At 60.0% G+C, this 14076-nt stretch carries 13 protein-coding genes; all 13 read right to left on the bottom strand.

All coding sequences use genetic code 11. The features are described from left to right. Positions 1–65: 65 nt before the first annotated feature. A complete protein-coding gene (locus VFW72_RS01905; protein ID WP_329672565.1) occupies positions 66–3242 on the bottom strand; it encodes a response regulator in 3177 nt (1058 codons plus the stop codon). A gap of 5 nt (positions 3243–3247) precedes the next feature. Beyond that, a complete protein-coding gene (locus VFW72_RS01900) occupies positions 3248–3679 on the bottom strand; it encodes a response regulator (RefSeq protein ID WP_329672564.1) in 432 nt (143 codons plus the stop codon). Then, on the bottom strand, positions 3669–5159 hold the full coding sequence (locus VFW72_RS01895) for a PAS domain-containing sensor histidine kinase (RefSeq protein WP_329672563.1): 1491 nt from the start codon (positions 5157–5159) through the stop codon (positions 3669–3671). The genes VFW72_RS01900 and VFW72_RS01895 overlap by 11 nt, the downstream gene beginning before the upstream one ends. 238 nt (positions 5160–5397) lie before the next feature. Further along, a complete protein-coding gene (locus VFW72_RS01890) occupies positions 5398–6162 on the bottom strand; it encodes a tRNA threonylcarbamoyladenosine dehydratase (protein WP_329672562.1) in 765 nt (254 codons plus the stop codon). A 31-nt stretch (positions 6163–6193) separates the two neighbouring features. Then, entirely contained in the window at positions 6194–7045 is an 852-nt protein-coding gene (gene ybgF / locus VFW72_RS01885) for a tol-pal system protein YbgF (protein ID WP_329672561.1), read from the bottom strand. A 21-nt stretch (positions 7046–7066) separates the two neighbouring features. Then, positions 7067–7621, bottom strand: coding sequence for an OmpA family protein (locus tag VFW72_RS01880; protein ID WP_329672560.1), 555 nt, complete (start codon positions 7619–7621; stop codon positions 7067–7069). A gap of 41 nt (positions 7622–7662) precedes the next feature. Next, entirely contained in the window at positions 7663–8961 is a 1299-nt protein-coding gene (gene tolB / locus VFW72_RS01875; RefSeq protein ID WP_414638762.1) for a Tol-Pal system beta propeller repeat protein TolB, read from the bottom strand. Positions 8962–9081: 120 nt separating this feature from the next. Next, on the bottom strand, positions 9082–10584 hold the full coding sequence (gene rng, locus VFW72_RS01870) for a ribonuclease G (protein WP_329672559.1): 1503 nt from the start codon (positions 10582–10584) through the stop codon (positions 9082–9084). A gap of 41 nt (positions 10585–10625) precedes the next feature. Next, entirely contained in the window at positions 10626–11246 is a 621-nt protein-coding gene (locus tag VFW72_RS01865; protein ID WP_329672558.1) for a Maf family protein, read from the bottom strand. Between the two features lie 4 nt (positions 11247–11250). Beyond that, positions 11251–11718, bottom strand: a complete 468-nt coding sequence (gene rlmH, locus VFW72_RS01860) for a 23S rRNA (pseudouridine(1915)-N(3))-methyltransferase RlmH (protein WP_329672557.1) — start codon at positions 11716–11718, stop codon at positions 11251–11253. A gap of 15 nt (positions 11719–11733) precedes the next feature. Further along, complete coding sequence (rsfS, locus tag VFW72_RS01855) at positions 11734–12531, bottom strand: ribosome silencing factor (protein ID WP_329672556.1); 798 nt, start codon at positions 12529–12531, stop codon at positions 11734–11736. Next, on the bottom strand, positions 12518–13156 hold the full coding sequence (gene nadD / locus VFW72_RS01850; RefSeq protein WP_329672555.1) for a nicotinate-nucleotide adenylyltransferase: 639 nt from the start codon (positions 13154–13156) through the stop codon (positions 12518–12520). Before nadD ends, rsfS begins: the two co-directional genes overlap by 14 nt. Next, on the bottom strand, positions 13143–14075 hold the full coding sequence (gene hemF / locus VFW72_RS01845; RefSeq protein WP_414638761.1) for an oxygen-dependent coproporphyrinogen oxidase: 933 nt from the start codon (positions 14073–14075) through the stop codon (positions 13143–13145). The genes nadD and hemF overlap by 14 nt, the downstream gene beginning before the upstream one ends. Position 14076 lies beyond the last annotated feature (1 nt).

The following is a 14076-nucleotide window of genomic DNA, read 5'->3' as shown; positions in this document are numbered from 1 at the left end:
AAAGACGTAAAGTATAACCTGTTTTTTCAGGCTAACGCAAGAGGTTGATCTCAGCGTTGAAGTCGTTACTCACCCACCTGTTGCAACAAGACATGCAAAGCGTGAAAACAGGCCCGATGAGCCGACTCAAACTGAGTGATGGCTTCATCTACGCCCTGCCCGCTGCGCAAAACCTCTTGCAGTTGTGAGGCCGCCTGGGAGTAGGCCATCAGTCCGAGATTCGCGGCGCTGCCTTTGAGATCATGCGCTTTCCTGCGCGCAGACTCGATGTCCAGCTGACTCACCTGTTGCCTCAAGACCGCCACCGCATCAGACTCCTGCCTCACGAAGGCCGACAACAGTTTCCATACCAGGGCATCGTTGCCGTGCACCCGCGCACGCAAGGCATCCAAATCGATGTCATCGACCCGACTCGCCTCATCTGGACTCTCGCTTGCACCGGAAGACTGTTGCGACACCCATTTGAGCAAAATGCCAATCACGTTCTCAGGTATCACCGGCTTGGCAATGTGATCGACCATGCCCGCCGCCTTGCAGCGAATGCGGTCTTCAGGCAGGACGGCCGCAGTCATGCCAATCACCGGCAAGTCAACCGCTTGCGGCAAGGCTTTGATCTGACGCGTCGCTTCCAACCCATCCATCACCGGCATGTGCATGTCCATCAGCACAGCTTGGAAGGCGCCGACGCCGCCCTGACGCACCGCCGCCACGGCCTTGGCGCCATCATCGACGATGGTGACCTCCATGCCACAACGCCTGAGAAACTCATCAGCCACGATCTGATTGAGTTCGTTATCTTCCACGAGCAAGACACGAACCCCCTGGAGCGGCACGGCAAGCGCACGCAGACGGTCAGAACGCGACTGCCAGTCTTGCGACCGGGCCACCTCGACCAAGGCATCAGCAGCCTCTTCCAGTCGCAAAGCTTCCAATAGCTTCGAGGCCAGAACGGGCTTGACCAAGACGGCATGCACGGTCACATCGGTATGCATTTTCTGTGCTGCCAGTCGCTCACTTTGGCTGGCTGTCAAAATCAGTTTCAATGGTCGCGCTCGCCCGAGCCTGGCCCGATCAATCAGCTGCGCCAGATGGGCCACCCCGTCAGAGCCAAGCAGCGAGAAATCAATGACCAAGGCGTCTACCGACAGCCCCTTGCGATTGAGCCGCTCAATTTGCGCCACCCCACCCAGGACATCGGCGGCAGCGTGAGGCACAACGTGCCAGGAGCGCAACTGTCGCTGCAGGGTGCGACTGGAGGCGTGATTGGCATCGATCACCAAAGCACGCTGCCCAGCCACATCAGCAGCCGAATCCAGCACGCCCTGCACATCGGCAACATCCAGCTGAACGTGAAACCAGAATTCACTTCCCTGCCCCAGCACGCTGCGTACGCCGATTTGACCCTGCATGAGGGTGACCAGACGTTTACTGATCGCCAGGCCTAGACCCGTTCCACCGAAACGCCGGGTGATCGAGCCATCGCCTTGAATGAAGGCCTCAAACAGCCTCGACTGCATTTCCTGCGCAATGCCAACGCCCGTGTCTTGAACCGAGAACAGCAACGCCATGCGCCCAGCCTCATCCGGCCCGGATCCGGCGCGAACACGCAAAAGGATGTGGCCATGGTCAGTGAACTTGATGGCGTTGCCAATCAGATTGGTCAAGACCTGCGACAAGCGAAGCGGATCACCCAGGAAAAACCGAGGCAGGTCTGGCGCGAGGTCGACAATGAACTGGAGATTCTTCTGCTCGATGCGAGCTTGAAACAAGTCTGCCAATCGTTGCATGACATCTTCGAGGGCAAAGCGCGTGCGCTCCAGATGCATGAAGCCTGCCTCGATCTTGGAGTAGTCAAGGACATCATCAAGGATGTCCATCAGTGCCAAGGCCGACGTGTGCATTTTCTCGATGTAACTGCGAACCGAAGGCAGCAACTCATCTTCCAGCACCAACCGCGAGAATCCCACGATCGCATTCATGGGGGTGCGAATCTCGTGACTCATATTGGCCAGAAAGGCACTCTTGGCTCGCGCGGCACTTTCAGCAGAATCCCGAGCCTTGACCAAGGCCTCATAGGCCGAGAGCTGCTCCGTCACATCTCGCACCATCACCAACACCAGAGGCAGACCTTCCCGCTCAAACCGAGCCAGGGAACAAGAGAACTGCCGCGCCACGCCCTGCACCGGGCCCAAAGGCACGTCCACGCGACGCGGCACACCATCGTCCAAAGTGGCTGTGACGTATTGCCAAAGGGACGACGCCATCGACTTGAGTTGAGTACCGCACGCTTCAACAAAGGCCTGATTGGTCAGTGTGCAAGTGCCGTCTGCCTGAAACACAGCGATACCGATTGGCGAATGCTGAATGATGGCATCGCTGAAGCGAAGCAGCTCTTCCACGCGCTCTTGGACTTGCTTGCGAACGGTGATGTCAGACAAGGTCGAGTAAAAGCCCAGACAGGTCCCGTCATCACTCACATCCGGCTTCAACTGCCACAAGCCCCACCGCGCGGTCGATCCGTCGTACCGCACAAATAACTGCTCGAATACCTGCTCTTCGCCCTTCAAAGCCCTTGCCACATGTTTGGCGGCATTGGAATAAGCAGCCGGCCCCAGCACTTCGGTCAAGGCCATGCCCTTGAGTTGCGAGCCAGGAATCTGGAACCACTGTTCCATGCAGAAATTGCCAAAGCGGCAGCGCCCCTCATGATCCCAATACGCCATGGCCATGGGAGAGTTGTCGACCAGCGCACGCAAGTCCTTCTCGCTTTGGCGAATGGTTGCGGCCTGTTCGTCGACACGCTGCTCCAGTGATTCATGAATCTGACGCAACTCACAACGCACCCGATGCATTTCAACCGCGCGTCGCACAGAACGCTGGAGCACGTCGACAGACAGATGCGTCTTGGGAAGATAGTCGTATGCCCCCTCCATCATCGCCTGCACCGCCAGCGCCTCGTTGCCTGCACCAGTCACCATGATGATGGGGCAAGCTGCGCGGTCCTCTGACTGGATTCTTGAAATCAGTTCGGCGCCCGTGGTATCACCCAGGTGGTTATCCAGAACAATGCAATCGAACTGCGCGCCCTTCAATAACTGCAACGCCTGAAAGCCGGACTCAGCCTCGGTAATCTCGACAGATAAGGCGCTGCGATCGAGATAGCGCCGAACCCGCTCCCGATCGACGTCATCGTCGTCAACGACCAGCATCTTCAGATTGTCTGTGGCGGCTGAGGTCAGCATGGTGTTCATCCCGGCAATCGCACGGCGTTTTGGTAGCTATTGAGCAAAGAGACCAGCTTCACGAATTGAGGTCCTACCGCTGACTTCACCATGTAGCCCGCAATGCACTCGTGATACGCCCGAGTGCGATCCGAATCGGCCGTCGATGTGGTCAATATGAACACCACATCTCCCCGTAAGACCGGATCGGCTCGCAACTGCTGAAGGAACTCAAAGCCATTCATGCGGGGCATGTTGAGGTCCAGCAGAATCACCCTCGGTCTGGGCACGACATGCTCAGCATCCTTGTCACGCAACATGTCCAGCGCCTGCTGACCATCCTCAGCCCACACGACCGGGTAGTTGCAGCCGTGCTTTTGCAAACTGCGGACGACCGACTCGGCAGCGACATCGTCATCCTCAACCAGCAAGATGGTGGGGATCACATCACGATACATCTTGACCTCTCCTTGGGAAGCGCGGCCACCAGAAACGGAAGCAAGCGCCTCGCCCATTGGCCACCGGCGACACCACCTCGATACGCCCGCCATGCACCTCCACGACGCGCTTGGTCAACGCCAGGCCAATGCCCGATCCCCCGCGCTGGTTTGCCGTGAGTGTTTGAAAGAGCTTGAAGATGCGGTCTTTCGATGCAACAGGGATACCAGGGCCATCGTCAATGACGCTGATGACGGCATAACTGTCATCAGCGTGAGCCTCAACACGAATGACGCCCTCGTCTCTGTCGTGATGCTTGACCGCGTTGGCCATGAGATTGCGCAACGCCGTCTCCAACGGGGTGCGAGTCGCATGAAAGAGCGGCAAAGCAATGTCCAACTCAAGACGAAGGCCGGGCGGCATAGGCTGCAACTCGATGATTTCTTCGACAAGATCCTGAATATCGACCGTGGTGTAGTTGGTGGCTGCTTGACCTGCTCGAGCGTAGTTGAGCAGGTCCTCGATCAGGCGCTCCATTCGCTCGATACGTTGCTTCATACGCCCTAGGTTTCGCGCCACAGACGGTGCCACCGCACTACCGAGGTCGGCTTCAATCCACTCCATCAGATCAGCCAGCCCACGCAGCGGCGACCGCAAATCGTGAGAGGCGACATAGGTGAACTCTTCGAGATTGGAGTTGGCTTGCTTGAGCGCCAACTCCAGACGCTTGCGAACGCTGATGTCACTGACAACCGCCAAGGTCATGGCCTGGCGTTGCCACCTCACGCGACTGAGGCCAATCTCAACGGGCACCTCACTGCCATCGCGGTGCAGCGCCGTCAGGTCCCGTCCCTGGCCCATCATTCGGGCCTCTCCAGTCTTTGTGTAGCCAGCCATCAAGCCACCATGCGCATGGCGATGCCGCTCAGGCAATAACATGTGCAATGGTTGGTTGACCAAAGCGGCAGGGGCGTAACCCAAGGACTGAGCCAACACCCTGTTGACCATCACAATTTCACCCTGATCATTGACGATCAGCAGGCCATACGGAGACTCCTCGAACAAGCCTCTGAATGCCCACTCCAATGCCAGTCGTTCACTGATGTCGACAACCGACGCCAGAACCAAAGGGCCCTGCGCACCCGCTACGGGATTGAGTCCAATCTCGACAGGAAACTCCAAGCCATTGGCTCGGCGCCCGTAGAGCACACGTCCACCCCCCATCGGGCGACGATCAGGCTGGTCGAAGAAGCCCTGCCGTAATGCGACATGAACGCCCCGAGAACCCTCTGGCAGCAGCACCTCAACGGGCTGCCCCACCAACTGGTCGGCGGGCAGCCCAAACATGAGTTCCAGCTCGGTGTTGACCGCCACGATGGTGCCGGCTGCATCGACGATCAGAAACCCATTGGGAGCCGCATTGAAGGCACGAGCAAGCAACTCGAGCCCGGGGACCAGAGGATCGCTGCTCACAGGTGTGACTGACGTGTGGGCTGACACGGCTGCCTCCAGTTGGCATGAATCGCCCTGACACAAAAACACATGCAACACACGTTGCGCCCCTCCCTTTGGATCTGGAGGGGATCTTCTGCAACGGCTTGCGCGCCACCTGGCGAACGCGTTGAGCACCCCTCTTATGAATCCAATGTGCCACGGTCACTCAGGCAAAAAGCCTGAGACAAACCATAAGGCATGACACCAAGAGGGACTTTGAATGCGATAATGTAAGGTTTGCCTGTCAGGCAATCATTCTCTGGATCACCTGAGCCGCCGCAACCAGGCCAAAAGTGGCCGTCACCGTGACCGACGAGCCATAACCATGGCAGTTCAGTGAGCCATCACCTGTTGCGTCAGCCTCACAGGCGTCTTGAGGCGGCAAGACCGCTTCGCGCGAAAAGACACAAGCCACATTCATCTTGCCCTTGCGAGCCCCCCCATGGCGTTGGCGCAAACGCTGGCGCAAGCTTGCCAGCAAGGGGTCATGTGTCACATCGGACAAATCGGCCACCTCAACCAATTGAGGACTGGTTTTTCCACCTGCCGCCCCAACCGTGACGAAGGGCTTCTTGTGCGCCCAAGCCCACGCAGCAAGAGCCGCCTTCGCTTTGACTTGGTCGCAGCAGTCCAGCACCACGTCGACCGCATCGGGCCGCAACAGGGTGGCCACATTGTCCTCGTCTACAAACTCTTCCACGGGGTGCACATCGCATCCGGGATGAATCTGGGCGATGCGATCCTTCAACGCCAGAACTTTGGCCTGGCCCAGCGTCGACTCCAATGCATGCACCTGCCGATTGATGTTGGACTCGGCCACATGATCAAGGTCCACCAACGTCAGCGAGGCGACGCCGCTACGTGCGAGAGCCTCCGCAGCCCACGATCCGACGCCCCCCACACCGATGACCGCGACGCGCGCCTGGCGCAGACGCTCGTATGCCGCGACGCCATGCAGGCGGCGCAAACCACCGAAGCGACGCTCCAGATCTGCAGAATCGGAAATCATGCCCTCACCTCGGTCAAGATGGACGGGTGAGTTACTTGCGAGGCTTGGTCTTGCCAGCGGCAGAGCCAGAGGCCGCAGCAGGCTCCGGCGTTTTCAGGGCGGCCGTGGTCGCAATGCGGTCTTTGGCAGCCTGGGCCGCTTCAGACTGAGGGTAGCGCTTGACCACTTCATCCAGCGTCTTGCGCAGCTGTTTGGCGTCCTTGAGTTCGCTGTAGCAATTCGCAATCGACAACATGGCCTCAGGCGAGCGAGCGTGGTCAGGCGCCTGGGCAATCAGCTGCTTGAAGGCACCGATGGCCTCGTTGTACTGAGCGGCACCGTAGTAGGCGTTGCCCAGCCAGTAGTAGGCCGACTCCTTGTAGCCGGTCGAAGGATAGCGCTGCAAAAAGGCATTCAGGGCTGCGGCCGCGCCAGCAAAGTCCTGAGACCGCAGTTTGAGCAAGGCGTCGTCAAACTGCTTCTTTTCCTCGGGCTCTGCCTTGAAAGACTTGCCATCGAGGTTGACACCCACAGGCTCGAGCTTGCGAGCGCGCTCATCAGCAGCCTGTTGCATGTCTTTCTGGCGTCGCTGCACCTCAGCCAGGTCGCGAGCCAGCACTTCGCTTTGCCCACGTTCCTTGGCCAGATCGCTGCGAACCAGTTCAATCTGGGAATTCATGTCCAGCAAGCTGCGCTTGAGGACATCGATCTGCGCCGAGAGCTCCTTGAGGCGGGCAGCTTGCGCGTCCAGGTCCTGAACGCGCTGCTGCCGCAACTCCAGGATGGCGTTGCGTGCATCTTCATCCTCAAACAACCCGGCCCGGGCAGACGATGCCCCGGTCAGGGCCAACAAGGCCAGCGCCACGGGGCGCAAACGGCTTTGCAGAGGGTTCAACACACGCATTGCACTTCCTCGGAATTCAGATTACTTGGTGCGCAGTTCCACGCGACGGTTCTTGGCCCAGACTTCTTCGCCGGAACCGGTCACAGCAGGCTTCTCTTCGCCGAAGCTCACAGCTTCCAGTTGCTCAGCCTTCACGCCGATCAGGGTCAGCGACTTGACCACGGCTTCAGCACGCTTTTGGCCCAGAGCCAGGTTGTATTCCTTGCTGCCGCGCTCGTCAGCGTGACCTTCCACAGCGGCCTTCTTGCCCGAAGCGATCAGGGCCTTGCCGTTGCCTTCGACAACAGGCTTGAACTCGTCCTTGACCACGAAACTGTCGAAGTCAAAGTAGATCACGTTGGCCAGGTTGGCATCAGCACCAGCCTTGCCATCGACCACGATGGGAGCGACGGTGGTGGTGGCGGCGCCGCCGTTGTTCACGCCAGAGGCGTTACCCGAACCGGCGTTGGCGATGGGAGCGGGCTTGTTGGCGTTAGCCTGGTTTTCGTCGAGCTTGACGGCCGAACCGCAAGCAGACAGCAGTGCGGCGGAAGCTACAGCCAGGGCAGCCAGAGACAGAGTGCGAACGTTCTTCATATGGATCTCCGAAAACGATCTGAGTCAGAAAAAAACAAAAATCAGCGGCGTGCCGCGCCTGCCTGGGGGCCCCAGACGGGTTCACGAACATCTGCCGGTGTGGCCAACCGGGCCTTGATGCGTCCATCCAGCGACGTGGTCATCAATACCTCCCGACCATTGACACGGGTGGCATAGACAATCAAGCGGCTGTTGGGCGCAAAACTGGGGCTCTCGTCATCGCTCGTATCGGTCAGGACACGCACGTTGCCGGAAGACAATTCCATCAGGTGGACCCGGTCCGCCCCGCCCACCCGGCCGATGTAGGTCATCAAACGGCCGTCAGGGCTGATGGCTGGGCTCACATTGTAAGAGCCATTGAATGTGACACGGGTGGGCTCCCCCCCTTGCGCGGGGACGCGGTAAATCTGGGGTCCGCCCCCACGGTCACTCACAAAATAGATCGAGGCGCCGTCAGGCGACCACACGGCCTCGGTGTCGATAGCCGACGACTGGGTCAGACGACGCACCACACCGCCGCTGGTGCCGATGACATACAACTGCGAGCCCCCATCTCGACTCAAGGTGACGACCAGTTGCTGACCGTCGGGAGACCAGGCGGGAGCACTGTTGGTGCCTTTGAATGCCGCCAGAACACGACGCTGGCCGGTCAGCACTTCCTGCACCACGATGATGGCCTTGCCACCCTCAAAAGTCACATAAGCCAAATGTCGGCCATCAGGCGACCAGGCAGGAGAAATGATGGAAGCGGGACTGGTCAGCGAGGGCTGTACGCCTTCGCCGTCCGCATCGGCCACATTCAGGGTGTAGTGCTTGCCCACCTTGCTGACATAGGCAATGCGCGTGGCGAAGGCCCCCTTGTCACCGGTGAGCTTTTCATAGATGAAGTCGGCGGCGCGGTGCGCGGCCAATCGCAGGTCGCCCGGCGTGACCACCAGGCTCTGCCCACCCATGTCTGCCGCCTTGAGCGTGTCCCAGAGACGGAAGCGCACATCGTAGCGGCCATCCGCCAGCATGGTGACCGAGCCGACCACCATGGCATCGGCCTTGGGCTTCCATTCAGCCAGGTTGGGGTGATTGGCATCGTCCCAGCGCTCACCGGGCACATCGAGCATCTTGAACTGGCCGCTTCGCTCCAGATCAGCCTTGATGATGGCGGAAATGGCTTGGGGCGCGAGGCCTTCGTTCTTGAACTTGGCGATGGCCACGGGCACTTGCGTGGCGCCCACACCAGAAATTTCGACCCGGAATTGGGCCCAGGCCCCAGTCAGGGGTGCCATGGCCAAAGCGGCCGCAGCCAACCAGGCTCGGCGCGAGGAAAGGCGATGAAGCAGCGACATCAACTGGATCAGATTGGGTGATTTTCGAAAACAGGCGACATTGTGCCCCTTTCAGATGACAGGATTGGCCAAAACAGCCAATTCCCCCCCGGAATCAGGTCAAGTTATGTAAATTTGCACTCAGAGCAGAACGATGTCGTATTGTTCCGGTGACATGGTGGGCTCAGCCTGCAGCGACACCGGCTTGCCGATGAAGTCGCTCAAACCGGCCAAGTGCTGGCTTTCTTCATCCAGCAGCATTTCCACCACGGTGGCATTGGCCACCACTCTGAACTCACGCGGGTTGAACTGGCGTGCTTCACGCAAGATTTCGCGCAGGATGTCGTAGCACACCGTGCGCGCAGTCTTGACCTGCCCCCGCCCATCGCAGGTGGGGCACGGTTGGCACAGCATGTGGGCCAGGGATTCGCGAGTCCGCTTGCGCGTCATTTCGACCAGACCCAGTGCCGAGAAGCCGCTGACAGTCACCTTGGTGCGATCGCGCAGCAATTGCTTGCGGAACTCCGCCAGCACGCTGTCGCGGTGGTCTTCGCGCAGCATGTCGATGAAGTCGATGATGACAATGCCGCCGAGGTTGCGCAGGCGCAATTGGCGGGCAATGGCCTGAGCGGCTTCCAGGTTGGTCTTGAAAATGGTGTCGTCGAAATTGCGTGCCCCGACATACCCACCGGTGTTGACATCGATGGTGGTCAATGCTTCGGTCTGGTCCACGATGAGGTAGCCACCCGACTTCAGGTCAACTCGCCGAGCCAGCGCTTTTTCGATTTCACGGTCAATGTTGTAGAGATCGAAAATGGGGCGCTCGCCTTTGTAATGGGCCAGCTTATCGACAGCGGAAGGCGTGAATTCCTGGCCAAACGCCTTAAGCGCTTCGAATTGAATCTGCGAATCAATGCGAATGCTGTTGGTCGATTCGTTGACCAGATCGCGCAGCACGCGCTGGGCCAGATTCAACTCCTGATACAGCAGGGTGCCCGGTGGCGACTTCAAACCCAGTTCGCGCACCGTGGCCCAGGTCTTGCGCAGGTAGGCGATGTCTGAGGCGAGTTCGTCGTCGGTGGCGTCTTCCGCATTGGTGCGCAGAATGAAGCCGCCCGAGCGGGTTCGGCCTTCCCGGTTATCGGCTTCACCAATGAGGCGCATCATGCGCTCGCGCAATTGGTCGCGCAGTTCCGGCGAGCCGATCTTCTGGGAAATACCCAAGTGGTCGTCTTGGGGCAAAAACACCAGCAAACGCCCGGCCACACTGATCTGGGTAGACAGGCGTGCGCCCTTGGTGCCGATCGGGTCCTTGATGACTTGCACCATCAAGGTCTGGCCTTCATGAACCCGTTTTTCAATGGGCGTTTGCGACTCGGCAGACCGCGATGCCGGCTTGGCCGACGGGTCTTCGCGATGCAGGTCGGCCACGTGCAGAAAGGCTGCACGCTCCAGACCAATGTCGATGAAGGCCGACTGCATGCCGGGCAACACGCGCACCACCTTGCCGGCATAGATGTTGCCAACCAGCCCTCGCTCCAGGGTGCGTTCGACGTGCAATTCCTGCACCGCGCCGCCTTCGATGATGGCCACGCGGGTTTCCTGGGGTGTCCAGTTCACAAGGATGTCTTGGGTGCTTGGCATGACGATGGCGTCGTGGTTGATGTCAATCGATCGAGTGGGGCTCAGAACTGCCAGCCCAAGGGGCGCAACAGTTCGGCTGTTTCGTACAGGGGCAGCCCCATGATGCCGCTGTAGCTGCCTTCGATGCGCACGGTCCACGCAGCAGCTCGGCTCTGAATGGCGTAGCCCCCGGCTTTACCCATGGGCTCGCCGCTGGCCACGTAACGTGTGATTTCGTCTGGCGCCAAAGCCCGCCAGACCACGTGAGAGGTGCTGACCAGCGCGTGCCCATTGACGACCACCGCCGTCAGAACACGGTGGTTGCGCCCAGACAGGCTGGACAGCATCTGTGCCGCATGGGCCTCGTCACGCGGCTTGCCCAAAATAGCGTTGTCCAGCGCCACCGTGGTATCAGCACACAAGATGGGTGCGTCTGGCATACCGGCGTCTTGCTGACGAAAACGCGCCAGACGTGCCACAGCGGCCTCCCACTTGGCTTGCGTCACCCGCAAGACATAGTCTTCCGGGGTTTCGCCTTCACGCTCCACTTCCAACGCTTCCGCATCTTCACTCGCATCTGGCAGAAGCAAGCGATGGGCCACACCGAGTTGATCGAGCAATTGACGGCGGCGAGGGCTCTGGGAAGCCAGGTAGATGAAGGGCGTGTGGGCGGAGTCAGGCACGGTCTCAGGCGCGATGGTAGGGATGGTTGTTTCTCAAAGACCAGGCCCGATAAAGCTGCTCAAGCAGCAACACGCGGGCCAGTGCATGAGGCAAGGTCATGTCAGACAGGCGAATGGCCTCATCGGCGGTTTGCTTCAGCGCCGGGTCGATGCCGTCAGCCCCGCCAATGATGAGTGCCACATCGCGGCCGTCGTGAAGCCAGGCCTCTGAGCGTTCAGCCAGTTGCACACTGGTCAGGCGGGTGCCACGTTCGTCAAGAATGACGCGCCGCACACCGCGCTCCAACGCGGCCTCGATGCGAGCGGCCTCAGCCTGCATGATGGCAGGCACGGGCTTGCCTTCACGGGGTTCGGCCTTGAGGGCCTTGACCTCGACCTTCCAGTCAGGCGGAAAGCGCTTGAGGTAGTCCTCGCACGCTTCGTCCGCCCAGCCTGGTAGTCGATGACCGATGGTGACCACGGTCAACTTCATGCCAACAACTCAGTCTCAACGAGCGGTTTTCTTGGCGGGAGCCTTCTTGGCCGCCACCTTCTTGGCCGCGACCTTGCGTGTCACCACCTTTTTGGCAGCCACCTTCTTGGCTGCTGGGGCCTTCTTCTTGGCAGGCGCATTCACCAGCACCTTTTGCACCGGGGCCTTCACAGTGGCTTTCTTGGCTGCCACTTTCTTGGCAGCCACCTTCTTGACCGCAACGGTCTTCACTGCGGCCTTCTTGGCAGCAACCTTTTTGGCGGCCGGGGCCTTGGCTGGTGCGGCTTCCTTCACAGCAGCAAGCTTTTTGGCTGGGGCCTTCTTGGCTGCAACCTTGCCGGCCACCTTGCGTGTGGGGGCGGTGGTGGCTGCCTTCTTCGCAGCAGTGGTCTTGCCAGAGGCCTTCTTGGGCTTGACTGGCTCTTCTTCGTCCATGGGTTCGGACGCCTTGACCAGCGATTTGCGGCCTGCCTTGACCTGAATGGCCACAGGCTTTTCACCCCAGATTTCTTCCAGCTGGTAGTACTGGCGAATGGCCGGCTGCATGATGTGCACGACAGCAGCGGCACAGTCCACGATGATCCACTCACCGTTGTCTTCGCCTTCCGTCCGCATGACCTGGAAGCCGGCGGCCTTCACGGCCTGACGCACGCTGGAAGCCAGGGCCTTGGTTTGTCGGTTGGACGTACCGGAGGCAATGATCACGCGCTCGAACAGGGGCGACAGGTGTTCGGTGTTGAAGACAGCGATGTCCTGGGCCTTGACGTCTTCGAGGCCATCGACGATGGCGCGTTGCAGTTTACGGATGTCCATTCAGCGGAGGGTGCCTGTCGGCATAGAGTTGATGTTGGGCAATATAGCGCGCCACGGCGTCGGACACCATGGTGGGCACCAGCGTTTTAGGGTCTGCACCAGCCAATATTTGTTGACGAATGGTGGTGGAAGACACAGAAAGGGGTGGCATGGGCAGAGCGGTTGCCCGCCCCAGGTTCAATTCGGGCATGGCAGCAGCGTCGCGGCAAGCCACGGCCACCTGCACCCGATTCAGCAATTCCTGCCACCCATGCCAGGTCGGCAGATTGCGGTATTGGTCCAGCCCCATGATGAGAAACCAGTCGCATGCGGACGAGCCTGCCTGCGACTGGAAGGCCCGAACCGTGTCCAAGGTGTAAGACGGACCAGGACGGTTCACTTCGATGGCATCGACCACGAAACGCGGTTCGTGAGCTGTGGCCAGTTTCACCATGTTGAGGCGGTGCTCTGCCTGGGTCAATTGTCGGCTCTTTTGCCATGCCTGCCCCACCGGCACCCAGCGAACTTCGTCCAATTGCAGATGCTGCAGAGCGGACTCGGCCAGCGCCACGTGGCCTGTGTGGACGGGATCAAAACTGCCGCCCATGATGCCGATGCGGCGACGAGTTGGCTCAGACCCAGTCACGCGGGGGCAGGAAATCGGTGTACAGACGCGCCTCGGGCGTGCCGGCTTCGGGTTGCCAGTTGTAGCGCCAGGTGACGATGGGGGGCATCGACATCAGGATGCTTTCCGTGCGACCACCCGACTGCAGTCCAAACAGCGTGCCACGGTCCCACACCAGGTTGAACTCGACGTAGCGGCCCCGACGAAAAGCCTGAAAGTCGCGTTCGCGCTGGGTGTAGGGGGTGTCTTTGCGACGCTGCAGGATGGGCAGGTAGGCCTCGATGAAGGCGTCGCCGACCGACTTCGTCAGTGCAAAGCCGCCATCGAAACCCAGCTCGGAGAGGTCGTCGTAAAAGATGCCGCCCACGCCGCGCGCCTCGTTGCGGTGCTTGAGAAAGAAATACTCGTCGCACCACTTCTTGAAGCGGGGATGCTTGTCTTCACCGTACGGCGCCAAGGCGTCTTTGCAGACCTGGTGAAAGTGCTTGGCGTCTTCTTCAAAGCCATAGTAGGGAGTGAGATCCATGCCGCCACCAAACCAGGCCACCACGGTGCCATCGGGCTTGTGCGCGGCCAGCATGCGCACGTTCATGTGAACGGTGGGCACATAGGGGTTGCGGGGGTGAAAAACGAGGGACACACCCATCGCTTCGAACGGGCACCCGGCCAATTCAGGACGATGCTGCGTGGCCGAGGGAGGCAGGCTGGGGCCCTTGACGTGGGAGAAGTTGCAGCCCCCGCGCTCAAGCAGGTTGCCTTCTTCGACCAGGCGCGAGCAACCGTCACCCTGGAGGCGCTCCTCAGGGCCCCTCACCCACGCATCGCGGATGAAGGGCTTGCCATCGGCAGCCTCGAAGGTAGAGATGATGCGGTCCTGCAAACCCAGCAGGTAATCGCGCACAGCCTGTGTTTGCAAGGTGTCGGTCATGGGGGAGGTCATG

This window comes from Aquabacterium sp., from assembly GCF_036273115.1.
GTDB lineage: Bacteria > Pseudomonadota > Gammaproteobacteria > Burkholderiales > Burkholderiaceae_C > Aquabacterium.
This window is presented reverse-complemented; position numbering and strand designations above follow the sequence as displayed.